The organism is Acetobacter lambici (genome assembly GCF_011516885.1).
Taxonomy (GTDB): domain Bacteria; phylum Pseudomonadota; class Alphaproteobacteria; order Acetobacterales; family Acetobacteraceae; genus Acetobacter; species Acetobacter lambici.
In genome coordinates this window covers 1-25,217 of record NZ_WOTD01000031.1, presented here as the reverse complement: position 1 = coordinate 25,217, position 25,217 = coordinate 1, and the positions used below count along the sequence as shown (strand labels likewise).

Below are 25,217 nucleotides of genomic sequence, written 5' to 3'. Positions count from 1 at the left end.
ACTCTGTCTGCATCGGGTTTTCTTATAGCTTACGAAAATTTCTTTTGTGCAAAACAGACTTTTTCATAATCTAACCCGATGTACAACCCTTCTGTGAGATTTCCGCGTCGAAGCCAGTTCCGCCAGCGTCAGTTCCCCACGGATCGCCTCCAGGGCAACCCGTGACTTGAACTCCGCCGCATACCTCTTGCGCGTAACCTTGCCCATAAAACCCGTCCTCGTTCAGGCCAGATGATAGCTTATCGCCCTGTCCGAAAAATGGGGACCACCTCTGTGAGCACGAATACCTGTATGGGGTTTCTCTTGCTCCTAATCTTTACCACGTTCAGATTTCTCACTGTTTTTTCGGATCATAGCGTTCACCGGCAGATGTTCCCTTAGGAAAAACCTACTCATTAGCCACCAGACCGCCAGATGTTGGCGTAAGGAGCAGGTGCCTCCAGTGCGTGGGAGAGTTCATGCAGTCATGCTGACGCGCATGGGCATATTCTGTTGAGGAGCAGTGCCATTTTGCGATAAGCAAATGACCATCAACTGGAAAAGCATTCTTGGGAGCATATGTCCGCTTATCGGGACGGTTATCGCAACAGCTAGCCGTGCCCCGTCAGTGGCCTATATCGTGGCGGCAATCGCGGATTATCATGCCATTCATAATGCAGTCATAAATGTTTAAGGGGTAGGTATATTTCTTTCAATATGGATTGGCAGACTCTCTGGCATCATGTGATTTCAGGTGCCAGAGAGTAAAAAAAATTTCGGATACTATGCGATCAGGGCATATGAATCAGTTTTCTATTAAGAAATTCTTCAATCCCAAATTCTGAAAGCTCGCGGCCAAATCCTGAGTTTTTGATGCCGCCAAAGGGTAGGTCTGGTGCCGTGCCGGTAATATCATTTATAAAGACCATACCGCTATCAATCTTTAAGGCAAGCTGGTAGCCGCGTTGTTCGTCGTTTGTATGGATAGACCCGCCAAGTCCGTAAGGGGAGTCATTGGCAAGAGCAATGGCTTCGTCATCATTTTGTACAGAATAGACAGCCGCGACGGGTCCAAAAATTTCTTCATAATAAATGGGGTTATCTTTTTTTATGTCGGTAAGGATCGCAGCTTGCATAAAAAATCCCTCCCGATCAATCTGCTTGCCACCGCAAACAAGTTTTGCCCCGTTGGCTACGGCTTTTTCAACCTGAGCCACGGTGTGCTTCATGGCGACCTCGCTGCTCATTGGACCATGGGTTACCCCTTGTTCCAACGGATCTCCATATTGGAAAGTGTCTGTGGCGGCTTTGAGCCTGGATACGAATTCCTCAGCTAGGGAGTGGTGCACAATCATGCGCTTGGCTTCTGTACAGACCTGCCCGTTGTTCCCCATTCTTGCTGCGGCTGCACGGAGGACTACAACATCAAGATCAGCATCATCCAACACGATAAAAGCATCTGACCCACCGAGTTCCATAGTGCTTTTTTTGAGGTGATGCCCCGCTTGAGCCGCAACAGCACTCCCTGCGCGCTCACTGCCAGTAAGCGCTACGCCGCGCACTTCAGGGCGGCCAATTAAAAGTTCAGACTGATCGTTGGTAATAAACAGATTGGTATATGCGCCTTCAGGCAGCCCGGCATTTTGGAATAATGCTTCAAAAGCAAGTGCACATTGGGGAACTCCCGGCGCATGTTTAACCATAACAACATTGCCAGCCATAAGATTTGGGGCAGCAACGCGTGCAAGCTGATAATATGGGAAATTCCATGGCTCAACACAATAAATCACGCCAAGCGGTTCGCTCAGAACGCGTGCCTTGCCTTGTGCGATGGGCAGGTCCCGAGGTTTGAGGAATGTTTCCGCCATATTGGCATAATAGGAAAGGATATCTGCCGAGAGTTCAATTTCCCAGATCGCTTCAGCAAGAACCTTCCCCATTTCTATGGAAATAAGGCGCGCATGCTGCTCTTTGTTGGCTCGTAGAATATCCGCAGCTTTATTGAGCAGGGCGCTCCGTTCGGCTATGGAGTGGTTGCGCCAGTCATTCTGCCAAAAATCATGGGCACGTTCCAACTTCTTTATCATGTCCGCCGTGGCATGAAGGTCAAAAACTTTTTCTGTTTTGCCGGTGGTTGGATTAAGGGTGCGATACGGGCTCATTGGATGTTGGTCCTTGCTGTAGGCTTCAGGAATGGGCAAGCAGCCCTATCTATATATAGGAAGATATAGACATGTCGGCTGAAACTAGACCATTCTTGTGGTGCAGACGATATTGCTAGTGAGTATATCACGGATATGTGAGTATATGAGGCGGAATACCTCCTACGCGTTAGTCATTCTATTGGAGTAATTTGTTGATTGATATTTAGTGTATACAATTTGGAAAGTGTTGTAATTACATTTTCGAGAATATGAATATTCATACAATTAATGTTGTTTGGGTATTAGTGCTTGTGGGGATATTATTTTTATTAGTGATATGGTTTTACCTATATCTCGAAAACTGTTTAGTGTCAGGCGAGGCATTTTATCTCAGGCGCAACGGTCGGGCTTAACCAGTTCTTCAGCCGGCCTGTCTCCAAGTCTCCATCCAGATCGGTTTCGGCGGGCTACTTATGGGTCTTGAACACATGGCATTTGCTTGAGCCATGTCATTATGGCCGACACTTTATCTGGCGTAAGGTAGTGCAGGGCGTTAATCAGGCTGTTATCCGCACCTAACGGGATAACGTTCTGTGTGATGCCAGTTTCCGGCAGACGAGCCAGAACCCGGGCTTTGTGGGGGGGCTCATTTTGCTATGTGTGGTGATTTTTCATATAAATCAGAACAGACTTGATATCGTACCCCGATATCTGAAATAATGTATATCCGGCTAGCCTGAAGGCAGTCCATTGGGTGGTTTTTGCAAAAAATGGACTGGATTAGAACGTCATGAAACGCACCGCCGATTTTCCGCGGCATCCCCCTCCAGTTGTAGGTTTTTCCGATTGTTATACGGGTGGGTTTGTGGATGCGTTCCATGCTCATAAGCGGGCGCAACTGTCTATTTTTCTGGCAGGAAGTGTCACCGTAAACACGCAAAATGAGAGTTTTGTGCTTGGCCCGGGGCAAGCAATCTGGCTCCCGGCCAACGTTGTTCATCAGGCGACATGCCGGACGGATTTGGCCTTTCAGGTTGTGTATGTTGATTCCAGTCTGGCCGGCACAGACACCCTGCCGTGCAAGATGTTCGACGCATCCTCCCTTGTGCGGGGGCTGGTGGACGAAATTGTGGCGATGACATTCAATTTTGACATGGATGACCGCATGTCGGCCATAGCCCGGCTGCTGGTGGACGAGATTGCTCGCGCACCACGTATTGCGGACCGGCTCCTTTTCCCATCGGATCATCGGTTGCGCCGTGTTTGCGAGGCGATTACAGCCCAACCGGGAGATTGCCGTGATATTGATTACTGGGCACGGGAGGCCGGTATGGCCCGCCGCACGTTTACCCGCCTTTTCCAACAGGAAATGGGCATGGGTTTTGCCGCATGGCGGCGTAGGGTCAGGGTTGTGGAAGCCGCTTCCAGACTTGCAACGGGCCAGTCAATTGCCGAAGTTGCGTTTGATCTGGGTTACGATAATGCTGGCAGTTTCAGCACAATGTTCCATCGGACATTTGGTGTGGCGCCAAGCACATTGCGTGTGAATTCTCTGCCGACACCGCGCTCGTAAAAGAGTATCCAGCACGCTGTAACATATAGCCGGTTTGCAGCTTTTTTTTCCAATAAACAAAAATCAGTCTCTCATCAGGCGTTGGACCCGGTTGCCGGTTATAGGCAGTCGGATTTTGGCGTTCAGGCGGAAGATTGTCGCGTTTGGGCCAATGGCGGCCTCCGCTGCTTGCTGATTGGCAGGAAACTGGATAGGAGCGCAATTAAGTCTCATTATTAATAAGAATACCGAACAGCTGCCCTCTGACAGGAGAAGCCGGTAACGAAACGGGTTGGGTATGAAGCGCAGCAAACTTTTTTATACGGTTTTTGTCTCGTTTGTTCTAAGCGATGCGGCATTTGCCGCGGAGCAGGAGACGCAGGTAGATAAACACCAGCAGTCTCAGTCGGTTCCGCCAGCACGCACGGCAACCAACAAGGCCAAGGCCCGCGTTGTGCGGGATGAACTGGTTGAAGTGCGTGGCCACGGCCGGTCATCCGTCATGGCGTCCTCCGCGACAAAAATGAATACGCCGCTGGTCGAGACCGCACAGTCCGTTACCGTGATCACGCGTGACGAAATGGATACGCGTGGCGTTTTAACACTCAATCAGGCTGTGCGTTATGCCGCAGGCGTGACGGCCGATACCCGTGGGGGGGAAGGCACACGTTATGATCTGTTTGATGTGCGTGGTTTTACCGTGCCGACTTTTTTGGACGGGCTAAAAGTGCAGTCCAGTCCCGTAGGCTTTGCCGTGCCCCAGACCGATACCTCGCGCCTGGAGCGGGTTGAGCTTCTTAAAGGCCCGGCTTCAGCCCTTTATGGGCAGTCCAGTCCGGGGGGGCTAACTGCGTTATCGAGCAAGCTGCCAACGGAACAGAAGTTTTATGGCAGTGTGGATACAACAGGCGGTATGTTCGACCTCTACCGGGTTGATGCGGATGTGGGTGGCTTTGCTACGGACGATGGTCTTGTGCGCTACCGGTTGTATGGCACGGTTAATGGGCAGCATACCCAACTTGCCAGAACGGGGAGCCGGCGCTTTAGCATTAGTCCGGCCTTTACTTTTGGTGGGGACGGACCAACAACCCTGACCCTGCTGGGCAATTACCAGTATGATCCCGAAAATGGTTCTTACGGTGGCGCTCCGTTGGTCGGGTCTCTCAAACGCGGAACATTTGGGTATCTCCCTCGTAATTTTTATGATGGAGACGCCTCTTTTGAAAAATATAATCGTCGGCAGGGCGGGATCACGTATATCCTGAACCATCGGTTTAACAAGGACTGGAGCTTTAGCACGCGCGGTCGATATGATGATGTCATGACATCATACCGCAGTGTGCTCAACGATGGTTATTATGATAGCGCCGATCAGACGAGCGGTACCATGCTTGGCCGTTCATCCTATGGTGCATACGAGCATGCCCATGACCTTGCTTTTGACAGCCAGTTCAAGGGGCATGTCCATACGGGGGCAGTGCAGCACACGCTAATGGTCGGTTTTGACTATATGCAGCAAAAAACAAAAGATAACGAAAGTATGGGAAGCGCTCCGGACATGGACGTGCTGCACCCCGATTACAATATGTCCATACCCGGCATGACCCCAGCTATTGATTACAAGGTCAATTCACAGCAGATCGGGGTTTATGCTCAGGACGAAATCCGCTGGAAGCGTTTTGTGCTGACCGGAAGCCTGCGGAATGACTGGTACCATTCGCATCAGGTTGCCTATATTTCGCCGTCGGATGATACGCAGAATGCCAGCCAGATTACGTGGCGTGCTTCTGGTCTGTATCATTTTGACTTTGGGCTTGCGCCCTACATCAGCTACTCAACCTCTTTTCAGCCACAGGTTGGCGCTGTAGCCACGTCTGTTCCCGGGGTTACCCGGCAGCCATCCCCATCTGTGGGCAAACAGCTTGAAGGTGGGTTAAAATACCAGCTCCCTGGCACGTCGCTTTTGCTGACGGTTGCTGGTTTCCATATTGAGCAGAGCCATGTTCTTGTCCCCATTCCCCCGACCATGGAGACAAACACAGAAAGTGGGTTGGTACATTCCGATGGCTTTGAATTTGAAGCGCATGCCGAACCATTCCGGAATCTTATGCTCACGGCTGCGGTCAGTATTCAAAAAATCAAGGATGATTCAACAGGCAAGCCACTTCAACAGTCGTCCAGAGGCAATGCATCGCTGTTTGCATTCTACACCATGCCTTCTGGTAAGCTGAAGGGCCTTGGTTTTGGCGGCGGCATGCGTTACACGGCCAAGACATATGGTGGTGAACTGGAAACGGGGAGTGTATGGCTGCCACAATACGCCTTGTTTGATGCTTCCATATCTTACGATCTGGCCAATGTTTCCAGTTCACTCCATGGGTGGAAGCTGTCGGCTAACGTTCGGAATCTTTTTGATAAAAACTATATTGGCAACTGTTATGCAGATGGTGCCGTAGGCGGATACTGCTTTTTTGGAGAACGCCGTAACGCGCAGGCCACTATAGGGTATAGCTGGTAAAAGACACACGGGGTGGGCATGGCCTACCCCGTAAGTCATGCCCGTGCTCACTGTATTGGCCCATATGGAGTTTGGTGGCCAACAATGCGTAGGCCACAACTCTTGAGAGTTTTAATCCGTAGCGGCTTTATGTTGATTGCCGTCATGGTTTGTCATGAACATGAGTGTCACGGCATCTTGTGCGTCCTGCCGGTGCCAGGTTTTGCCCGGAACAACCAGAACATCCCCTTTTTTTGCCGTGGCGCTGGTTTCTTTATCCCCTGTTCGTAGGGTTAAGGTTGTTTGTCCTTCTACAACAAGCAAAAATTCGTCATTGGGGTGTTCTTCCCATGGTGTTGAACCCTTAAAACGCAGTAGGCCCACATCATGTTTGCCAAAGGGGAACAGGATTTGCAGACCGCTTTTTGATACCGATTCAGTTTTTTTTTCAATATCAATGACAGACAGGCCAGCAGCCTGTTCGCTCAGGTTAAAAATTTTCATGTGCTTCTCATTCCTTTTTGGTTGATGTGCCATGCCCTAGTCTTTGTTATGGCGGCAATGACTGATTTTCTGGCTTGCTTGCGCAAGGAATGGGAGCAGCAGAGCGCCAGCCCCCCAGAGTGCCAGAAACGTGCGGTCGTATCCGATTAAGGCGGCCAGTGGCGTAATGGATAGCCCGGCAAGAACATTTGTCAGGCTTTCTCCACACTGTAAAAAACTATAGTCTGTTCCGGGTTGTTGTTTGGACGACCAGTTCATGAGCATGGCCCAGATACAGACGTAAAAACCGCCATCAATAAAGTTTTCCAGCCCCAGACCAATATACAAAAATGGCTGACTGACCATGCCTGTCGCCTGTAGGAGACAAAGGCAGCCAAGCAGAAGGGTGGATGGCCAAACCAGCACACAGACGGCCCGGCAACTCCCCAACAGCCGGACTGTGGGAAAACCGAGAACCGCACCACCTGCCGCACTACAGAGCAGGTTGGACATTTGCAGTGTTCCGGCAAATGCAAGGTTAAAGGATTTGTCCATCAGCCATGGCTGGAGCAGCATGGCCATGGCAGAGCCGGAAAATTTGAAGGTAATAGCGACAAGTGCAGCCCACAAAAACCCGGATTGTTTGAAAAGCGCACCCAGGCTGGATGAGGCGGGGAAGGGCGTGTCGAGTATGGGTTCAATACAGGCCCGCAATGGCAGAAGAGCGGCCCATAGGACCAAAAGTTCGCACGCCATGGCGAACATGGTTCCGCTCCACCCGCTATAGGCATAAATAACAAGAGATCCCGCTCCCCCGACCAGCATTCCCAGCAAAAAGGTAATCACCTGCACGGCGTTTGCCAGCCCGGAGTTTTGTCCCTTCATATGAGATACAGCACAGGAATTTGTAAAAATATCCTGCGTTGCAAATAAAGTATTCAGTAAAAAAATTCCGGAAAGGGAGGCCAGAAAACTTTTTTCAGGCTGAATAAACATCAGAACAAAACAGAGCAATATGGCTGCCATATGGGTCCACAAGGCAAGGCGGCCATAACCCCAGCGCTTTCCGGCATTGTCAGCTATGCTGGACCAGAGGAATTTGCAGGCCTATGGTAAAAAAAGAAGTCCAGTTAAACCAATTTCATTTAAAGATACTCCCCCATGGCGCAGGATGGTGGAAAAGGCGTTAAAGGCCAGACCCGCAGGAATGCCCTGCGTGCCATACATGAGGGCAATTGCCATAAGCCTTTTGTATAAAGCTGAGTTTTTATAAGAGCAGCATGTGCGCTCAGCTATTCTGTTTGTATCCAGCATGATTTAAAAACTCATGCCAACACGAAAGCCAAGCTGGCGAGGGTTGGCAGCCACCACATATCCACCAGACAGACCGCGCGTAAAATAACCGGCATTGGTCAGATTATGCCCGTATAGAGCCACACTCCAGCGCTTCCAGCGTTTTTCTATCTGGGCGTCAAAAAGCACATAAGGCGCGTTCTGCACGGAACTGCTGGGGTAGAGCGTTGTGCGCCCACGCCGGACTACGCTGGCATTCACCATCCATCCGGGCATGGGGTGCCACTCGCCTGAAAAACCAAAATTGCTGGTTGGAGTGCCTGCCATCTGCTTGCCGCTATAGTCTGTTCCGCCGAACACAAAGTGGTCGTAGGCGGCATAGGTCAGGCCAAGGAATGCATTAAGCTGGAGTGTATTAATCGGCTTCCAGTGTGCGGATGCTTCCATCCCGCGGGAGTGAGCGGTGCTGGCCGTGCCAATAAGGGATTCCCCCGCGCCATTGGTGGCCGATACCTGAAGGTTGGAAAGGAAATTGGCAAAACCAATGGCCTCCACTGACCAGCGGCCTGTGGGGTGGCCCAGACGATACCCCAGTTCCAGATTATTGCCATAGCTGGGAGCATAGGGCACGGCCACCGTGCTGGCATAGGACCCGTATGGGCTGTAATTGGGGGGCAGAAAGGACCGGGTATAACTCAGCCACCCAAACTGGCTCAGATTATTAGAGGATTGCGGGTTATATTCCAGCTTCAGGCCGGGCAAGGGGGCTGTTTTGGACAGTGTCTGGCGGGGCAGGCTCTCCTGTATGCTGTAAGCATAGGGCACGGAGCCGCTCATGGAACTTGTCCAGTTGCTTATGGAGCTATCCACATGCTCAATGCGCAGGGAGGGAGCCAGCCGCCAACTGGGTGAAAAATGCCAGCCTAACTCGCCCATAAAAGCAATATTGGCTGTGCCCAGTGTGGCTGTTGTGTGGCTGGTATAATAGGGTGCCATGTCAAAATCGTATGGAGCCCAGCGTTTGACCTGTTGCCCGTAAATGCCGCCTTTCCAGTCCAGTGTTCCTGCACTGCCGGAAAGCATGACTGATCCACCGATCTGCCGGGTGGGTAACGTAAAGCCGGAATTGGCGGAAAAAACGGAATACGGGTTGCTATAGCGCCAGTCTGTTGATGCTCCGCCAAAGGTAACATCCAGAATCATGTGCTGGCTGAAACGGCGGTGGTACTGGGCCGAACCAAGGAGGTATTCCGTATCATTCACCCCGGCGGAGGTGTTGTAGGAGGCATGGTTGCGTGCGTGTTCCGGGGTTTCAAAATAATCGTTCCCGCCATGGTTGAGCATGTGGTGCAGGCTAAAGCGCCATTCCCCGCCATTGCTGTCCGTGTGCAGGAGCTTGATGCGGCCGAACCACCCATGCCAGCCCCCGGTATCGCTACGGTCGAGTGCCCGGTTGTGAATGTATCCATCGGCTGTTTCTCCCCCTACGGACAGGCGAAGGCTGGTTGAGGCGTTTATGGGCAGATCACCCGAGAACGTCGCCCGTTTACGGTTGCCTGTGCCATATTCAAAATCTACAGCCCCTGCCAGTTGTTTGCCCGGATCGCGCGATTGGGCGGAGACCATGCCCCCGAACGCATTGATCCCCTCGGTCAGTTGTGGCCCACGCAGCACGTCCACGTTGCTGAAGTCGAACATCTGCCCCATGGCAAAGCTTGGAACAGGCACACCATCAATCAGAACCGGTGTGTACAGGACCGGTCCCTCATCCTCCGTTCCACCAAGACCGCGCACCATAAGCACAGGGTTGTTGGGAGTTGTGTTGGTGAAGGAAAGGTTGGGAACGCGTTCGGCAATATCGCCCAGGGTCTGCATTCTGTAAGCCTGCATATCCTGCGTCGAGATGTGGCTGGTGCTTGTGGTGGCGGTAAAGGCTGCGCGTTTACCACGCACAACAACATGTTCCTTGTCGGTCGGGCAGGCGGTTATGTTTTTTTTGCCGCTCTTGCTCGGAGTGTTCGTGCATTCTGGTGCGGTGCTGGTTGCAGCCCACCCGGTTACGGGCAACACGGTCAGGGCTGTGCAGACAAGTGTGAGGGAACTGGCACTCCACAGACAGAAGCCATTCCTGAGACTTGCGAGGGAGAGGTTTTCTTTCATGAGTCGTGATGATAATAATTCTTATTATCCACGCTACCCGGATCAGCCTGCATACCCCGATCAGACAGGAAAGACCGTGCTTTGATGGCAAAAGCCAGTTCCACACAGGTGCATCAGCCGCACCCACACCATGTTGCGGGCACATCCTTGCTGTACCCCCATTCCCGCGCTTTTCCCGGAGGGGTGCATACAAGTGGTTTTGTGGCCGCCAGAGCCGGTGGGATCAGAGGGTATTTTGACGAACCGGGGAGCATGACCCGCTGTACGGTTATTCTGTCTGGCGCGTGCAGTATGCATGCAGGCGGGCGGACGCACCATTTTCAGACATGCGATCTTATTCTGGCCCGCACCGCGCCGCAGGCTTTTACGTTTGAAAACAGTGCGGAGTTTTCCGCACTCGAAATTCATATCCCCCCGGGCCTGATCGAGCAGATGCATATTGACCCTCCATCGGGTATTGTGGCCCGTAACATGGGCAGGCGGGACCCCGTTGTGCATAATGCAAGGCAGTTGTTCAGTTATTTGCACACAGCACCGGGCAAGGGGGGGTATGCTCCCCATGCGCAGGCTCTGGTAGGCTATGGGCTGGCCATGACCGTGCTGGGCCACGCCTTTATGCACGGTAGCGCAGGCACCGTGCCGCAGGTTGCGGAAAAAAATAGAACAGGACTGGAAGCGGCAAGGCAGGCTTTGCTGGAGCGCTTTGACCGCGCGCCTACAATCAGCCAGTTAGCGGCAATAAGTGGGTTAAGCCAGACGCGCTTTAAGGAACTGTTCCGCGAGCGGTTTGGCTGTGCGCCATATGCACTTTATCAGGCACACCGCATGGAACATGCCTGTCGGTTGCTCAGGGACCGAAACGTGACTGAAACAGCCATGGATCTTGGCTATAGCAATGTCAGCCATTTTAGTGCGGCATTTCAGCGCCAGTTTGGGTGTTCGCCGGGTAAGTGGCAACGCCTTATGCTGTAACTTTGCGCAGACATCACCTGTGTTACGGATTGATCGGCAATCAGGGTCTCAGTAGCCTTGGGGGCTCGGCAAACGGGTTAGAACGTGTCTGCCGCGGCCTCATGCTCCACAGCGCATGTTGTGGCGTCGGGTGGGATGGGGTGGCTTTGTAGGGTTTCTAGCTCGGAGCGGACTGCTGCCATTTTTTTCACAAACCAGGGTTGGGCCTGCAACGCAGCAAACATGGCGCTCCCATTCATGTATCCCGCCTGCACATCGCTCTTCCAATGCACGCCGCATACAATGCGGCTTTCTCCAAAAATGCGGCCGCGTTGCATAATTTCGGTAGCACGTTCGGGCAGGGCGCTTGCCAGAATGGACGCGGTCAGCCACCCCCATGTTGTATGGCCGGAGGGGTAGGCAAAGCTGTCCGTCAGTTTGGCGCGTGCGTCGGGGGTGCAGATATCCTGATTAGTGCCAACAAAGGGGCGCGGTCTGTGCCAGAAGTTTTTTTCTTCCATCACGCGTTGCTCAAGAGGTTCGGCCAATGTGTTCAGCAGGCTAAGCAGGGCCGGTAGCTTGTCTGCATTAAGTGTAAACCCGGCGGCACAGGAAAAATCGCCAATCACGCGCTGTGGGTGCAGGTCCGCATCGCTGTGGGCCAGTTGCCAGCGCTTGCTGCCCCTGAGTGCCCGTGTGTTTGCAAACGCCTGCATGTCTGCCTCCTGCGCGTGCGATCCGGGGGCTGGGGGCGGGGAGAGTATGCTCCTTCCGTCCGGCAGTATGGCAGGTTCCGCCAAAGTGGTTTGTGGCAGAGCGGGCACAAGCGCACAGAGTGTTGCGGCGCAAAGAGCAAGAACACGCTGGCGCATGGCATGGACCTTTTGTTGGCATTAACAGGCGGTGTTCATTATCCCAGATGGGCCAGAGTAAAGTATGACGGTTTGATGATGAATAACGACCGGCCCCGGCATGTATGCAAGAGGGGAATGGTAAGGTGCTAGCTGCAAGGGGTTTGATTTTGCGCCTGAGTGCTTCAGTGTCGTAAAGAACAGGCGGGCAGGTGCGTGCCCCCGCCCATACCAGATGGTTTTGCCTGTAAGGATTGCCCGGATGAAAATCGCTCTAGGACAGTTTGCCGTAGCACCTCAATGGCGTGTCAATCTTGACCAATGCGTGGCCCTTATTGAGCGCGCGGCGGCGGAAGGAGCGCAACTGCTTATTCTGCCAGAGAGCATTATAGCGGCAGACATGCATGATCCCGGCATTACCGTGCGCACTGCACAACAGCTTGATGGGCCATTTGTTACCGGGTTGGTCAGCGCGCTGGCGGGTAAGGACCTGAGCGTGATCTGCTGCATTGCCACCCCAGCCATTCCGGCCCTGACCCATAACTGCCAGATCGTGCTCAATGCGAGCGGGCTTGTGGCCTGCTACCGCAAGCTGCATCTGTATGACGCCTTTAACATGAAGGAATCAAACGACTATGTTCCTGGCACGGAACTCCCTCCCATTGTACAGGTAGGGGACGTGCGGGTGGGATTGATGACCTGTTACGATGTGCGCTTTCCCGAAGTCGCACGTTCCCTCGTGGTGCGTGGGGCAGACCTGCTGAGCGTGCCTGCCGCATGGGTGCGTGGCCCCGGCAAGGAATGGCACTGGGAGGTCATGGTGACTGCCCGGGCATTGGAAAATACCTGTTACGTTGCAGCCGTAGGGGAATGTGGGCCGCGCAACATAGGGTGCAGCATGCTGGTGGACCCCATGGGCGTTGCCGTTGTTCGCGCGGGAAGCAGCCCCGACCTGCTTTTTGCCACTGTGGATATGGAGCGTATTCGCGCAACCCGTGCCGCCCTGCCTGTGCTTGCTAACCGCCGGTTCAGGGACCCCGAACTCAATACCTGAAAACACTATGGCAGGAGCAGACTGAACAGCATGAGCAAAGTGGAAATAACAGGCCGGAGTGGGGATGACGGCTTTGTTCATGTGCGCGGCGCGCGCGAACATAATTTGAATAATGTCAGTCTGGATATTCCGCGCGACAGTCTTGTTGTGTTTACGGGGCTTTCGGGTTCGGGCAAATCCTCACTGGCGTTTGGCACGTTGTACGCGGAGGCACAGCGCCGTTATCTGGAATCTGTCTCGCCCTATGCCCGCCGCCTGTTCCAGCAGATGCCTGTCCCCGATGTGGATGCAGTGGATGGGCTTCCCCCCGCCATAGCGCTCCAGCAACAGCGCGGGGGCAGTTCCGGCCGGTCTTCTGTTGGCAGTATCACAACGCTTTCCAACCTTTTGCGTATGCTTTACTCCCGCGCGGGTGTGTACCCAGCGGGGCTTGCACGGCTGGAGGCGGAATCCTTCTCTCCCAACACGCCCATGGGGGCGTGCAAACGTTGCCATGGGCTGGGCCGTATTCACGACGTAACGGAAGAAGGCATGGTGCCCGACCCTTCACGCACCATTCGCGAGCGTGCTGTGGCATCATGGCCTACTGCGTGGCAGGGGCAGAACCTGCGTGATATCCTGATCACCAAAGGGGTTGATGTTGACATCCCCTGGCGTGACCTGCCCAAAAAAACGCGCGAGTGGATACTTTTTACAGACGAGACCCCAACCTACCCGGTTTATCCCGGCCTGACGCATGCTCAGGTTGTACAGGCCATGACTCAGGGTGTGGAACCCGCCTATCAGGGCACGTTTACAGGGGCGCGACGGTATATTCTGCAAACGTTTGCCAAGTCGCAGAGCGCCATGATGCGCCGCCGGGTTGAAGCATTCATGACCACCACGGTCTGTCCCTCCTGCCATGGGCAGCGGCTGAATGCGGATGCCCTGCGTGTTACATTTGGCGGCTACACAATTGCCGCCATGGCTGCCCTGCCGCTGGAGGTTATAGCCGCCACATTGCGCAACGCCGTTGGTGCGAAGCAGAGCCCAAATGCAACAGCCATTGCCGCCGGGCGGATTGTGGAGGACATGGCCGCCAGAATTAGCGTGCTGGAAGACCTTGGTCTTGGCTACCTGCAAATGGACCGGGGCGTGCAGACCCTCTCCCCCGGAGAATATCAGCGCCTGCGCCTTGGCACACAGATCCATTCCAACCTGTTTGGTGTGGTTTATGTGCTGGATGAACCCTCTGCGGGCTTGCACCCGGCAGATACACAGGCCCTGCTGGCCGCGTTGGAGCGGTTGCGCCGCGCGGGGAACTCTCTTTTCCTTGTCGAACATAATCTGGATATTATCCGCCATGCGCAGTGGGTGGTGGACGTTGGGCCGCAGGCTGGCACACGTGGGGGGGAAGTTCTGTATTCCGGCCCTCTTGCCGGGCTGGAGGGGGTCGCTGCCTCCCACAGGCGCAGTTACGTGTTTGCCGCTCCTGCCATGGTGCCCCATACGCCCAGAGTGCCATCGGCATGGCTGCGCCTGCACCATATGACGTGGAATAATCTGGACAATCTTTCGGCGTCTTTTCCCCTTGGAGTTCTGGTTGCGGTTACGGGGGTATCCGGCTCGGGCAAGTCCTCCCTTGTCAGTCAGGTGCTGACCAGCGTTTTGGCCAGAGCGTTGGGGCAGGCGCCTATTGCCGTGGAGGAGGAGGGCGAAGACCCTCTGAACAGTGTTGCATCCGGGGAGCCGGAGGGCAGTATTACCGCCGGTCTGGAGCACATCAAGCGTCTGGTGGTTATTGATCAGAAGCCCATAGGCCGCACACCACGCTCCAATCTGGCAACCTATACGGGGCTGTTTGATACAATCCGTAAACTGTATGCCAGAACCGAACTGGCCCAAAAGCGGGGTTGCGACGCAGGGTATTTCTCGTTCAATCTGCCCAAAGGGCGTTGTCCCACCTGCGAGGGAGCAGGGGCGACCATGGTGGAACTGCTGTTCCTGCCCAGTGTTTATGCGCCATGCCCCACATGCCACGGTGCGCGTTACAAACCGCAGGTGTTGGAAGTCACGTATCGTGGCCGTTCCATTGCCGAATTACTGGCCATGACGGTGGATGAAGCCTGTCTTTTTCTGGCGGAGGATGCCGGTCCCGCACAAATTCTGGCCACGTTGCAACGTGGGGGACTGGGGCACCTGACACTGGGCCAGCCTGCGACCGAGCTTTCCGGCGGGGAGGCACAGCGGATCAAGCTGGCAACGGAGTTGCAAAAACAACGGCGGGGTCACACGCTCTACGTGCTGGACGAACCCACAACTGGTCTGCATCCGTTTGACGCCGACAGGTTGATGGAACATCTGCGTGAACTGGTGCAGGCAGGTAATACCGTGCTGGTTGCCGAGCACGATATGCGGCTTGTTGCGCGGAGCGACTGGGTTATTGATATGGGACCGGGAGCAGGCAGCCGGGGTGGGCACATTGTGGCGCAGGGCACGCCGTATGATGTGGCCCATACACAAGGAAGTGTGACGGCACCTTTTCTGGCCCGATATACCGGGTAAGGCGGCAGCCAATCTGTCTCGTATAATAATCAAGCCGGTCTGTTGTTGTCTTGCGCAGGTCGGCACCCGTGCTGGAGTAGTGGGGTGGGCGGACCATGGCAGGTTCTGGTACCGGGTGGGCCCGAAATTAAGGCGGGAGTAACTGGCGCCGGGGTGGTGGATTTTTTGTAAAATACTGGAATATAGGAAAAAATTTCGTGATCTTCTGTTTATACAAAACGGCCTATTCCGTTTTGGTGCAAGGAGTGCCAGAAGGGCTTCGAAGAATCGGTATTAATCCGTATTTCTGTATTTAAACAGGTTGTCATGCTTTTTAAAAATCTTCCCCCCGGAGCCAGCGTAGGGCTTTGGGCTTTGTTTGCCTGCACCTTTACGGCGCTGACCAGTGAGGTCGCGCCAGTAGGCATACTGATCGAAATGGCGCGCACCTTCCATATACAGGAAGGCGAGGCAGGGCTGGCCGTCAGCGCCTTTGCGCTCATGGTAACACTTGGCGCGGTGCCCCTGACCATTATGACCGCCCATATTGACCGCAAGCGGCTTATGCTCGTTTCGCTTTCGGGGTATGTGGTCTCCAACCTGGTTGTGGCCATGGCCCCCACCTTTGTTCTGTTATGTGCGGGTCGCCTTATTGGCGGGCTGGCTCACGCACTGCTTATGTCCATTGTTTCCGCATACGCTGCGCGGCTTGTGCCACCCCGAATGACCGGGCGGGCGATCTCGTTTGTTTATGGTGGCACATCGCTTGGAGCCATTCTGGGTGTGCCGGGCACGGCGGCGGTCGGGCATCTGGCAAGCTGGCGTGTAGCCATGTACATCATGACGGGTATTGCCGTTGTGCTCACACTCTGTATTGCGTTCTTTCTACCGCCCGTGTCCTCTACCGTGCATGTCAAGGAGAGCCTGCCCAGCATTGTCTCGCGCAAGGTCATGCGCACATTCCTGATCGTTGTCGCGGTGGATGCAGTGTTCTTTTTTGCGCATAACCTGCTTTACACCTATGTCACACCGCTGCTGCTTGAGCACGGCCTGTCCAGTGGTGCGTTAAGCGTTGCCCTGCTGCTAACGGGTGCGCTGAGTATTCTGGGGCTATGGAGGGCGGGGCAGATTGTGGACCGTCGCCCGGCTGCGGGCATGTTGGCCAATGGTATGGCCATGCTGGTTGGCATGGGGCTTTTATATGGGCACATCCTGTCTGGGTGGATGTCTGTCGGGGCTGTGGGCCTTTGGTGTATTGGCTATTCGGCCATTATTCCGTTTGTTATGTCCGGTGCGATCCGTGCCCGTGCAACACGGGCGGATGTGGCCGGGGCCGCCATTAATGCTGCCAGCAATGCGGGCATTCTGCTTGGCTCTGCCGCTGGTGGCGTGGTTCTGACACATGGCGGTTTTACGGTGCTGACCCCGCTGGCTCTTGTGGTCGCGCTTTGCGGTATTCTGATCGCGTTTTTCAGCACGTCCGCATTCCCCCATGTTCTGCATCCTTCGGAACATGATGAATAGCAGGCCCGCCCCTTACAGGCTGTTATTTCAGCCTGTAAGGGGCGATTGTTCAGGTATGGGCGGTGGAATGCGCTGGCCCGCATGCAGGCCAAACTGGCTGACAGACTTTACGCAATCGGTGCTTTGACGGTTACCGGGTGTTTTTTGGAGCGTTTTCTGGCGGGAATGTTCTTTTTGGTGGTGTACATGGAGTGGTCGGCGTGGACCATGATCGCGGCAAGGTCCTTGCCATCATCCGGGTAAAGCCCACCGCCAATGCTGCCAGACAGGCTGAGTTTGAGGTTGTCGATCACCACCGGGCGGCGCAAGGCGGCCAGCAGTTTGTTGCTGATTGTGTCCAGCATGGTTCTGCTCTCGATATCAGGGAGCAGAATACCGAATTCATCCCCGCCCAGCCGTACGACATAATCACTTTTACGCACACTTTTGCGCAGCCTGCGGGCCAGACTGCGTAACACATTGTCCCCCGTGGCATGGCCGTATGTGTCGTTGATCGGTTTGAACTGATCAAGGTCGATCATGAGGAAGCCAATGGTCTGGGCCGGATCATCCTCTATTTCTTCACTCCAGCGTTCCATCAGGCCGCGCCGGTTGCCAACGCCTGTCAACTCGTCCGTGAAGGCGTCTTTCTGGAGTGCGCGATATTTGCGTTTGATATCCGAAATATCGCGGAAAATGCCAACAGCAATACCCATTTTATGGAACATGAGCGCATAGTGCTGCACAATGCGTATTTTGCCATCTGCCCCTTTAAGGTCCAGAACAAGCTCGGGCAGTTCGCTGGTTTCTTCCCGGTCTGCCCGGGCTCTGGCCTGCCTGATCTGGGTGCGTAGCTGTTCCTGTTGTTTGGGGTCTACACAACTGTTCTCTATCAGTGCGGACATGGTTGCTACCTTGTCGTCCGCAATACGGCGGAAGGCAGGATTGCGCAGGATAATCTGGCTATCGGACAGACGCACGATAACCGTCCCTATCGGAACTTGCTTGAAAAGCGTTTGCCCCAAAGCCGCCAGGTCAGGAAGGTTTGTAAAATCAATCTCACCAGGCAGGGGAGCGGTGTTCATAGATGGGTATTATCCTGTTCAGCTGTGTCGGGCTGGGCTGGTGCCTCAATAATAAATTATTCTGGCATAGGGGCCGTCAGAACAATCCTACGGGTTTGAGAAACCTCTTGGTCTACGACCATAACGCCCTAGCGTTGTTGACCATGATTCAACCCTAAATACAGCACAGGCAATGACATATATCAATCATTCAGTATTATTCATGTCCTGCGCGTAGCAGATATGTGCCACGCAGGCCCTTTTTTAGAATTGGGAAGAGAAAAAGTGGCGACATGGACCGGCATTGGGGGGCGGTAATAAATATCGGACTATTTTTCATATTTTCAATGGATGATATTCTGGAAAAAATTTTGTGCTGAATTGGCAAGTTAGCCGATTATGCGCTCTTTTGTTATGCGGAAGTCTATATATTCAGTGCGTTGGGTATTAATTTACTGTCTTTGAGCGGAAGATGGTGGCTAGGGTAGGCCCACATGGCGACCATAACGCTGCAAAAAGCAGGGATGCCATGTGGGTGCCAGACAAAAAGGTTAATCCTGCTTTTCAAACGCGCCTGCAATACGCAGGGTTACGCTATCACTCACATAAGGCACGTAGGTTTTGATCCCGAAGTCGCTGCGGTTGATGGTGCTTGTGGCATCAAACCCGGTTGTATATTTTTTATCCATTGGGTTAACGCCCGCACCTACAAAGTGCACATTCAGGGTAACAGGTTTGGTTACGCCGTGCAGGGTCAGATTACCGTTGATTGTTGCAGTATTCTGACCAACCATTTTAACGCTGGTCGAAACAAATGTTGCGTTCGGGAACTTGGCTGTATCAAACCACTGTGGGCCTTTGAGTTCATCAGTCAGCTTGGAACTGGTGGTCTGCACGGAGGCTACCGGAATGGTCACGGACAATCTGGACAAGGTTGGCGTTTGTGCATTGAGCTCGAGCGCGCCGGATGCATTGGAAAAAGCACCAAAATAATTGGTAAACCCAAAGTGCAGAACAGAAAAACCGATCTGGGTATGGGCGGGTTCCACAGCATAGGTGCCGGATTTGATCTGGGTTGCGTTGGTAATGGTCTGGGCGGAAGCGGGGGTGATCGTGCTCAGCGCGAGCACGGCTGAGGCGGCTGTGAACAGAAGGGTTGTGCGGGTCATGCAAAAAATCTCCAATAATGGGGCTGGTATGGTGTGGATTGTCCTGATTTGAATAGCAGGGCAGGTGTGAATTAATAAATAACAATAATATAAATGCTTTGTTTCCGATTTTTGACTCGTGTTCTGTGGGTAGGCGTTGCTTCGGGCTGTGTTATAATGCCGCCACGTTCACCCTTGTATGAGGAGGTGCCTTGAATGCTGACAGGAAAGGCACCACAGCCCGAGGATATCCACGCCTCTGCAGAGGGGGAGCAGATATGGCTGAACGTTATCGGCAAAATGGAAGAAACATGGGGGCAACTCATTGGCCAGCAGGTGGAGCTGGAGCGTAACAACGCCGCCTTGCAGGAAGCCCACGCCTTTATGGCCAGTGTGTTTGAGTCCATGTCCGATGTGCTGGTCGCGTGCGATACGGCATTACGCATCGTGCGCACCAACACCGCGGCGGAAAAGCTGTTTGCGCCAGCGGGCCAGAGCATTGTGGGCGTACGTCTGGAGGAGTTGATCGCGCCGTCTTCGGGGTTAAAGGCAGGGGACGTCGCAGGCTGCATGACGCGCCGTGAGGGGCTGGAAGACAGGGAGTTCCAGTTTTCTACCCGTTCGGGTGCGCTTCCATTCGCGGTGAATGGTACATTGCTCTACGACCGGCGGCAGCGTCTTTCCGGAATTGTGTTACTGGGCCGCCCGCTGGGCGAGGTCAGGCGCGCTTATTCCGAGCTGGATCAGGCGCACCGCAACCTCAAGGCCGCACATGTGCAGTTGGTGCAGGCGGAAAAAATGGCATCCCTCGGGCGGCTGGTGGCAGGGGTTGCGCATGAGCTGAACAACCCGATCTCGTTCGTGTATGGCAATGCCTATACGCTCAAACGTTTTATCCCCCGGCTGGTCTCCTACCTTGCGCATATTCATGCACACCCCGGCGCGGCCCAGTTCGAACGCGAGCGTAAGGCCCTGCGGGTGGACATGGTTGTTTCCGAACTGGATGGAACGCTGGACGGCATTGTGGAAGGTGCCGAGCGCGTGAGGGATATTGTGGCCGACCTGCGCCGCTTTTCATCAGACAGGCGGAGTGCGGGTGCTGTGTTCGATATGGCCGCCGTGGTGCGCACGGGGCTGGAATGGGTGCTGGCCAGTGCGGACCGCATGGTGGAGACCCGCATGGATGTGGAGGAACCGCTGGAGGTGGAAGGGCACGCAGGCCGCATGCAGCAGGTCATTATGAATCTGGTGCAGAATGCGCTTGATGCCATGGAGGATGTGCCTCGCCCTGTTCTGTGCATTACGGCCCGGCGGGATGGTGCGCGTGTACATGTCCAGATTGCGGATAACGGCAGCGGTATTGCCCCCGATGTGGCGAGCCATATTTTTGATCCGTTTTTTACGACCAAGCCCGTGGGCAAGGGAACAGGGCTTGGGCTTGCTATTTGCTATGGCACCGTGTCCGACCATGGGGGGCAGTTTGCCGTGCGCAATGGGGCAGAGGGGGGCGCTGTAGTGGCGTTTGACCTGCCAGCTTTTGCCCCCGGATGTGCCGCAACGCCGGGCGAGGGATAGGGAGTATGGCCTTTACTGTTCTGTGGCTCCAGTCGGGCGGGTGTGGTGGGTGCAGCATGTCGCTCCTGTGCGCGGAAACACCTGACCTCCTGGCCCAGTTGCGTGGGGCTGGTGTGGAGTTTTTGTGGCATCCCAGCCTGTCCGAGCAGAGCGGGGCGGAGGTCCAGACGTTGCTGACGGATATTCTGGCAGGGCATGTGCGGCTGGATGCGCTGTGCCTGGAAGGTGCGGTGCTGCGTGGCCCGGAGGGCACAGGGCGCTACCATGTTATGGGTGGCACGGATGTACCCATGATGGCATGGGTCCACCGTCTGGCGGCTGTGGCGCGGTATGTTGTGGCTGTTGGCAGTTGTTCGGCTTATGGCGGGATGGCGGCGGCATCGCCCAATATACTCGATGCCTGTGGGCTACAGTATGAGGGAGTGCACCCCGGCGGCGCACTTGGGGCGGATTTTCGGTCCCGGTCCGGTTTGCCTGTGGTCAATATTGCTGGCTGCCCGACCCATCCGGGCTGGGTGATCGAAACTCTGGCCTTGCTGGCGCAGGGTAGCATGGCGGCGGAGGATATGGACGCCGTTGGCCGCCCTCGCCTTTACGCGGACCAGCTTGTGCATCAGGGCTGCACCCGCAACGAGTATTACGAATATAAAGCCAGTGCGCGCCAGCCCGCCCAGCTTGGCTGCATGATGGAATATATGGGGTGTGTTGGCACACAGGCGCATGCGGATTGTAATAATCGTCTGTGGAATGGTGAAGGGTCATGCACCCGTGGTGGGTATGCCTGCATTAACTGCACGGCCCCCGAGTTTGAGGAGCCGGGCCACCCGTTTGCACAAACTCCGCGTATTGCGGGCATTCCAGTGGGTTTGCCAACCGATATGCCCAAAGCCTGGTTTGTGGCCCTTTCCACCCTTGCAAGGGCGGCAACACCGGACCGTGTGGCCCGTAATGCCGTGAGCGACCACCTGATTGTTCCCCCCACCTGCCCCGGGCAGGACGTGTAAAGGAGGACGGCAGGCATGACGGAACAGACAAAAACCCGGCTGGTGGCAGGCCCCTTCAACCGTGTGGAGGGGGACCTTGAAGTCCGGCTGGAGGTGGTTGATCATCAGGTGGAAAGGGCGTGGGTTAACGCGCCGTTGTTCCGTGGCATAGAGCGGGTGCTGGAAGGGCGCACCCCCATGGATGCACTGGTTATTGCCCCGCGGATCTGTGGCATCTGCTCAGTCTCCCAGTCCCATGCGGCGGCACTCGCACTTGGGGGTGTTATGGGTATGGTGCCAGCCCATAATGGGCAACTGCCGACAAACCTGATTGTGGCGACCGAAAATCTGGCTGACCACCTAACCCATTTTCATCTGTTCTTTATGCCCGACTTTGCCCGCCCGGATTATGAGGGACGGCGCTGGTATGCTCGGGCGCATGACCGTTTTGCAGCGCTGCGCGGGAGTGCTGTGCGTAATATTCTGCAAACACGTGCGCTGGTCTTGCATGTTATGGGTATTCTGGCTGGGCACTGGCCGCACACACTGGCCATACAGCCCGGTGGTTTGTCCCGTGGGGTGGAAAAGCAGGACTGTATGCGGCTCTTGGGCATTCTGGGTGGGGTGCGTGCCGCATTGGAGGAAACCCTGTTTGATGCACGGCTGGAGGAAGTTGCGGAACTGTCTGACGCACAGGACCTCCAACGTTGGGCGGATAAAAAAAATGGCTCAGATTTTGGTCTGTTTTTACAAATTGCACAGGACCTGTCCTTGCAGCATAGCGGGCGGAGTTATGACCGTTTTTTGAGTTTTGGCGCGTATCCGGGGTTTGAGTCCGATCCCGCGCAACGGCACTGGCGCTCCGGTGTTTTTGAATCCGGCACGGCGCAGCCGCTCAACATTTGCGACGTGGCGGAAGACCATGCCTTCAGCCACATGGTTGATACCGCACAGCCTTTGCCACCGTTTGAGGGTGCGACCGAACCCCAGTTGCGAGAGGACACAGCCTATACATGGTGCAAAGCCCCCCGCATGGCAGGTTATCCGTGCGAGACAGGGGCGCTGGCCCGCCAGCTTATGGCCGGGCAGCCTCTGGCGCGTGATCTTGTCGCGCGTAATGGCGGGAACATTCTGTCCCGCGTCGTGGCGCGGCTTGTTGAGGTCGCACGGCTTGTTCCACTTATGGAGCAGTGGGTGCGCGCCCTGCGGCCGGGGGAGGCGTGGTGCCACGCCCAACCAAACACCGTGCCCGATGGTCGGGCCATTGGCATGACCGAGGCTGCGCGTGGTGCCTTGGGCCACTGGCTACGCGTGGAAAACGGGTTGATCTCACGGTACCAGATTATCGCCCCGACAACATGGAATTTTTCTCCCCGTGATGCTGCGGGGGTGGAAGGGCCGCTCGAATACGCACTAAGGGGAGCCCCCGTGCGCGCGGGGGAACAGACCCCGCTCTCCGTGCAGCATATTGTACGCTCGTTTGACCCGTGCATGGCCTGTACCGTGCACTAATGCCCGATTGCACGGAGGAAATTCTTGTAACAGGGCTGGTGCAGGGGGTTGGTTTTCGGCCGTTTGTATGGCGGCTTGCACAACGTCTGGGCGTGCGGGGTTCCGTGAGCAACCGGGGGGATGGTGTGCGTATTGTGGCAGCAGCTCCTCCCGACCTGCTGGCTGCATTGGTGGCCGGGCTTGCCAGCCCCCCGCCGCGTGCCCGCATTACAGGCATCAGGCGTTGCGCGGTACAGAATGAAGGTTGGCAGGATTTTACCATAGAGGCCAGCCAACCCGGCACGGTGCAGGCCGGTATTGTGGCTGATCTGGCGGTATGTTCCGCCTGTATTGCAGAGATTACGGACCCCAAAAATCGTCGCTACCACTATGCTTTTACAAATTGTACGGACTGTGGGCCGCGGTTTTCCATTGTAACCGGCATTCCGTATGATCGTGCGCGCACAACCATGGCGGCTTTTGCCATGTGCCAGACCTGTGGTGCGGAATACACCAACCCACAGGACCGGCGCTTTCATGCCCAGCCAGTTGCCTGCCCTGTGTGTGGTCCCCAGTTGGAGTTTGTTCCAGCAGGGGCTCAAAGCGGGCGGGTTGTGGGGGATGCTTCCCTTGATCAGGCTGTGGCCAGCCTGCGGGCAGGGCAGATTGTTGCCATAAAAGGGATTGGGGGTTTTCATCTGGCGTGCCTTGCCCGCTCGGAGGAAGCCGTGGGGTTACTGCGGGCGCGCAAGAACAGACCCTCCCGCCCGCTCGCGGTTATGGTGCGGGACATGGCCATGGCGGAAGCCCATGCCCATCTGTGTCAGGCGGAGCGCGAGGCGCTGGAGGATGTATCCGCCCCCGTGGTGCTGGTGCGTAGCAGGGTATGCCTGCCCTTGGCGGCCAATGTGGCGCCGGGCATGGAGCGTGTTGGGCTGCTCCTGCCCTACACGCCGCTACACGTGTTGCTTCTGGACAAAATAGGCGAGCCGTTGGTCATGAGTAGCGCCAACCGTTCGGGGCAGCCGCAGGTTGTCAACAACGCCGCGGCCTGGGTGGAATTGCAGGGGGTTGCGGATGCATGGCTCATGCATGACCGGCCCATAGCCCGCCGTCTGGACGACAGCGTGGTGCGTGTTCTGGCGGGCCACACCCGTGTTTTGCGCCGGGGGCGCGGTCTAGCGCCCGAGCCGCTGCAACTGCCCGGTATGCTGGCTAACGCGCCCCCGGTGCTGGCCGTGGGGGGGGACCTTAAAGCCGCATTCTGCCTGACGCAGGGCGAGCGGGCTGTGTTGTCCCACCATCTGGGGGATATGGCCCAACTGGCTACGGAGCAGGCCATGCTGGCAGGACTTGCGGATTACCGGGCACTGTTCGGGCAAACGCCCGCAATTGTGGCGGTGGATGCACACCCGGCGTACCGTAGCCGTGCGGTGGGTCAAAAACTGGTTCTTCCGCACTTTTCGTGATGGGTATCTTGTACTGAGGTTCCGGAACTGGGAAATCCAGAAAGTCGTTCACTTTCATGGATATTCCCCAGTGTCACGTCTTCGGTCTCTTGATCTTCCCCGTTCCCTCGTCGTTCGTCGTGTTGTTGCACTGGACAACAGAGTGGAGATCGAAGTCGGTCTGCGAAAACGGAGTGCAGTGTGTCCGGACTGTCAGTGCCCGACACAACGCATTCACAGTTTCTATCAGAGAAAACTCGCGGATCTTCCATGGCAGGGCCGTCCAGCCACGCTGATCGTTTCTGTGCCGCGCTTTTTCTGCCAGACGATGCTTTGTCCACGTCGGACGTTTGTCATGCCCCTTGAGGGGATAACCGTGCGTCATGGCAGACAGACCACACGTCTTGCCGATCTTCATTATTATATCGCCCACACCCTGGGCGGTTCCGCTGGAGCACGAATGACCGTGCGCCTGTGTTGCCCCATCAGCGCGGATACTCTTGTCCGCCGTCTTCTCT

The 25,217-nt window shown here is 55.4% G+C and carries 19 protein-coding genes and 1 pseudogene; 11 read left to right on the top strand and 9 right to left on the bottom strand.

All coding sequences use genetic code 11. The features are described from left to right. Positions 1-81: 81 nt before the first annotated feature. Both GOB86_RS16615 and GOB86_RS11640 read right to left on the bottom strand, forming a co-directional pair. Positions 82-207: pseudogene (locus GOB86_RS16615) on the bottom strand (IS3 family transposase); the annotation flags it as partial. Positions 208-770: 563 nt separating this feature from the next. Continuing rightward, positions 771-2,141: an NAD-dependent succinate-semialdehyde dehydrogenase gene (locus tag GOB86_RS11640; protein WP_165992493.1), complete on the bottom strand. Its 1,371-nt coding sequence runs from the start codon at positions 2,139-2,141 to the stop codon at positions 771-773. Positions 2,142-2,913: 772 nt separating this feature from the next. Here GOB86_RS11640 and GOB86_RS11635 point away from each other — a divergent pair. Together GOB86_RS11635 and GOB86_RS11630 are read left to right on the top strand one after the other, a co-directional pair. Then, positions 2,914-3,696 carry an AraC family transcriptional regulator gene (locus tag GOB86_RS11635; protein WP_165992492.1) on the top strand — a complete coding sequence of 261 codons (783 nt, stop codon included), beginning with the start codon at positions 2,914-2,916 and terminating at the stop codon, positions 3,694-3,696. 277 nt (positions 3,697-3,973) lie between these two features. Beyond that, positions 3,974-6,193, top strand: a complete 2,220-nt coding sequence (locus GOB86_RS11630) for a TonB-dependent siderophore receptor (protein WP_165992491.1) — start codon at positions 3,974-3,976, stop codon at positions 6,191-6,193. A 111-nt stretch (positions 6,194-6,304) separates the two neighbouring features. On the opposite strand, the gene GOB86_RS11625 is transcribed toward GOB86_RS11630, so the two are convergent. From GOB86_RS11625 to GOB86_RS11610, 4 genes are all read right to left on the bottom strand, one after another. After that, on the bottom strand, positions 6,305-6,676 hold the full coding sequence (locus GOB86_RS11625) for a cupin domain-containing protein (protein ID WP_165992490.1): 372 nt from the start codon (positions 6,674-6,676) through the stop codon (positions 6,305-6,307). Between the two features lie 36 nt (positions 6,677-6,712). Next, positions 6,713-7,540 carry an MFS transporter gene (locus GOB86_RS11620; RefSeq protein ID WP_165992489.1) on the bottom strand — a complete coding sequence of 276 codons (828 nt, stop codon included), beginning with the start codon at positions 7,538-7,540 and terminating at the stop codon, positions 6,713-6,715. 222 nt (positions 7,541-7,762) lie between these two features. Then, a complete protein-coding gene (locus GOB86_RS11615) occupies positions 7,763-7,969 on the bottom strand; it encodes a hypothetical protein (RefSeq protein WP_165992488.1) in 207 nt (68 codons plus the stop codon). A gap of 3 nt (positions 7,970-7,972) precedes the next feature. Beyond that, on the bottom strand, positions 7,973-10,108 hold the full coding sequence (locus GOB86_RS11610; protein WP_242012639.1) for a TonB-dependent receptor: 2,136 nt from the start codon (positions 10,106-10,108) through the stop codon (positions 7,973-7,975). A gap of 84 nt (positions 10,109-10,192) precedes the next feature. On the opposite strand from GOB86_RS11610, the gene GOB86_RS11605 reads away from it, so the two are divergent. Continuing rightward, complete coding sequence (locus tag GOB86_RS11605) at positions 10,193-11,080, top strand: helix-turn-helix domain-containing protein (RefSeq protein ID WP_165992487.1); 888 nt, start codon at positions 10,193-10,195, stop codon at positions 11,078-11,080. 77 nt (positions 11,081-11,157) lie between these two features. On the opposite strand, the gene GOB86_RS11600 is transcribed toward GOB86_RS11605, so the two are convergent. Continuing rightward, positions 11,158-11,931, bottom strand: a complete 774-nt coding sequence (locus GOB86_RS11600) for an acid phosphatase (RefSeq protein ID WP_165992486.1) — start codon at positions 11,929-11,931, stop codon at positions 11,158-11,160. A gap of 241 nt (positions 11,932-12,172) precedes the next feature. On the opposite strand from GOB86_RS11600, the gene GOB86_RS11595 reads away from it, so the two are divergent. From GOB86_RS11595 to GOB86_RS11585, 3 genes are all read left to right on the top strand, one after another. After that, the gene (locus tag GOB86_RS11595) at positions 12,173-12,964 is read left to right on the top strand and encodes a deaminated glutathione amidase (RefSeq protein ID WP_165992485.1); all 792 of its coding nucleotides are present in this window, start codon (positions 12,173-12,175) and stop codon (positions 12,962-12,964) included. A 30-nt stretch (positions 12,965-12,994) separates the two neighbouring features. Next, positions 12,995-15,508, top strand: a complete 2,514-nt coding sequence (locus tag GOB86_RS11590; RefSeq protein WP_194301185.1) for an excinuclease ABC subunit UvrA — start codon at positions 12,995-12,997, stop codon at positions 15,506-15,508. Positions 15,509-15,814: 306 nt separating this feature from the next. Continuing rightward, positions 15,815-17,011, top strand: a complete 1,197-nt coding sequence (locus GOB86_RS11585) for an MFS transporter (RefSeq protein WP_165992484.1) — start codon at positions 15,815-15,817, stop codon at positions 17,009-17,011. 107 nt (positions 17,012-17,118) lie between these two features. Here the strand turns inward: GOB86_RS11585 and GOB86_RS11580 are convergent, their stop codons facing one another. Continuing rightward, the gene (locus GOB86_RS11580; protein WP_165992483.1) at positions 17,119-17,970 is read right to left on the bottom strand and encodes a diguanylate cyclase domain-containing protein; all 852 of its coding nucleotides are present in this window, start codon (positions 17,968-17,970) and stop codon (positions 17,119-17,121) included. A 635-nt stretch (positions 17,971-18,605) separates the two neighbouring features. Beyond that, complete coding sequence (locus tag GOB86_RS11575; RefSeq protein WP_165992482.1) at positions 18,606-19,223, bottom strand: YceI family protein; 618 nt, start codon at positions 19,221-19,223, stop codon at positions 18,606-18,608. 195 nt (positions 19,224-19,418) lie between these two features. Here GOB86_RS11575 and GOB86_RS11570 point away from each other — a divergent pair, with 195 nt between their 5' ends. The 5 genes from GOB86_RS11570 to GOB86_RS11550 form a co-directional block, all read left to right on the top strand. After that, positions 19,419-20,777: a sensor histidine kinase gene (locus tag GOB86_RS11570; protein ID WP_165992481.1), complete on the top strand. Its 1,359-nt coding sequence runs from the start codon at positions 19,419-19,421 to the stop codon at positions 20,775-20,777. A 5-nt stretch (positions 20,778-20,782) separates the two neighbouring features. Next, complete coding sequence (locus GOB86_RS11565) at positions 20,783-21,781, top strand: NADH-quinone oxidoreductase subunit B family protein (RefSeq protein WP_165992480.1); 999 nt, start codon at positions 20,783-20,785, stop codon at positions 21,779-21,781. Positions 21,782-21,796: 15 nt separating this feature from the next. Beyond that, positions 21,797-23,272 carry a nickel-dependent hydrogenase large subunit gene (locus GOB86_RS11560; protein WP_165992479.1) on the top strand — a complete coding sequence of 492 codons (1,476 nt, stop codon included), beginning with the start codon at positions 21,797-21,799 and terminating at the stop codon, positions 23,270-23,272. Next, on the top strand, positions 23,272-24,720 hold the full coding sequence (gene hypF / locus GOB86_RS11555) for a carbamoyltransferase HypF (protein WP_165992478.1): 1,449 nt from the start codon (positions 23,272-23,274) through the stop codon (positions 24,718-24,720). The genes GOB86_RS11560 and hypF overlap by 1 nt, the downstream gene beginning before the upstream one ends. Positions 24,721-24,790: 70 nt before the next feature. Then, positions 24,791-25,217 (top strand): transposase family protein (locus GOB86_RS11550; protein WP_165992477.1); only part of this gene is annotated, 427 nt, incomplete at its 3' end.

Bases quoted from the DNA above. Each gene is read 5' to 3' on its own strand.
- GOB86_RS11640 (WP_165992493.1), bottom strand. From the start codon at position 2,141: ATGAGCCCGTATCGCACCCTTAATCCAACCACCGGCAAAACAGAAAAA.
- GOB86_RS11635 (WP_165992492.1), top strand. From the start codon at position 2,914: ATGAAACGCACCGCCGATTTTCCGCGGCATCCCCCTCCAGTTGTAGGT.
- GOB86_RS11630 (WP_165992491.1), top strand. From the start codon at position 3,974: ATGAAGCGCAGCAAACTTTTTTATACGGTTTTTGTCTCGTTTGTTCTA.
- GOB86_RS11625 (WP_165992490.1), bottom strand. From the start codon at position 6,676: ATGAAAATTTTTAACCTGAGCGAACAGGCTGCTGGCCTGTCTGTCATT.
- GOB86_RS11620 (WP_165992489.1), bottom strand. From the start codon at position 7,540: ATGAAGGGACAAAACTCCGGGCTGGCAAACGCCGTGCAGGTGATTACC.
- GOB86_RS11615 (WP_165992488.1), bottom strand. From the start codon at position 7,969: ATGCTGGATACAAACAGAATAGCTGAGCGCACATGCTGCTCTTATAAA.
- GOB86_RS11610 (WP_242012639.1), bottom strand. From the start codon at position 10,108: ATGAAAGAAAACCTCTCCCTCGCAAGTCTCAGGAATGGCTTCTGTCTG.
- GOB86_RS11605 (WP_165992487.1), top strand. From the start codon at position 10,193: ATGGCAAAAGCCAGTTCCACACAGGTGCATCAGCCGCACCCACACCAT.
- GOB86_RS11600 (WP_165992486.1), bottom strand. From the start codon at position 11,931: ATGCGCCAGCGTGTTCTTGCTCTTTGCGCCGCAACACTCTGTGCGCTT.
- GOB86_RS11595 (WP_165992485.1), top strand. From the start codon at position 12,173: ATGAAAATCGCTCTAGGACAGTTTGCCGTAGCACCTCAATGGCGTGTC.
- GOB86_RS11590 (WP_194301185.1), top strand. From the start codon at position 12,995: ATGAGCAAAGTGGAAATAACAGGCCGGAGTGGGGATGACGGCTTTGTT.
- GOB86_RS11585 (WP_165992484.1), top strand. From the start codon at position 15,815: ATGCTTTTTAAAAATCTTCCCCCCGGAGCCAGCGTAGGGCTTTGGGCT.
- GOB86_RS11575 (WP_165992482.1), bottom strand. From the start codon at position 19,223: ATGACCCGCACAACCCTTCTGTTCACAGCCGCCTCAGCCGTGCTCGCG.
- GOB86_RS11570 (WP_165992481.1), top strand. From the start codon at position 19,419: ATGCTGACAGGAAAGGCACCACAGCCCGAGGATATCCACGCCTCTGCA.
- GOB86_RS11565 (WP_165992480.1), top strand. From the start codon at position 20,783: ATGGCCTTTACTGTTCTGTGGCTCCAGTCGGGCGGGTGTGGTGGGTGC.
- GOB86_RS11560 (WP_165992479.1), top strand. From the start codon at position 21,797: ATGACGGAACAGACAAAAACCCGGCTGGTGGCAGGCCCCTTCAACCGT.
- hypF (WP_165992478.1), top strand. From the start codon at position 23,272: ATGCCCGATTGCACGGAGGAAATTCTTGTAACAGGGCTGGTGCAGGGG.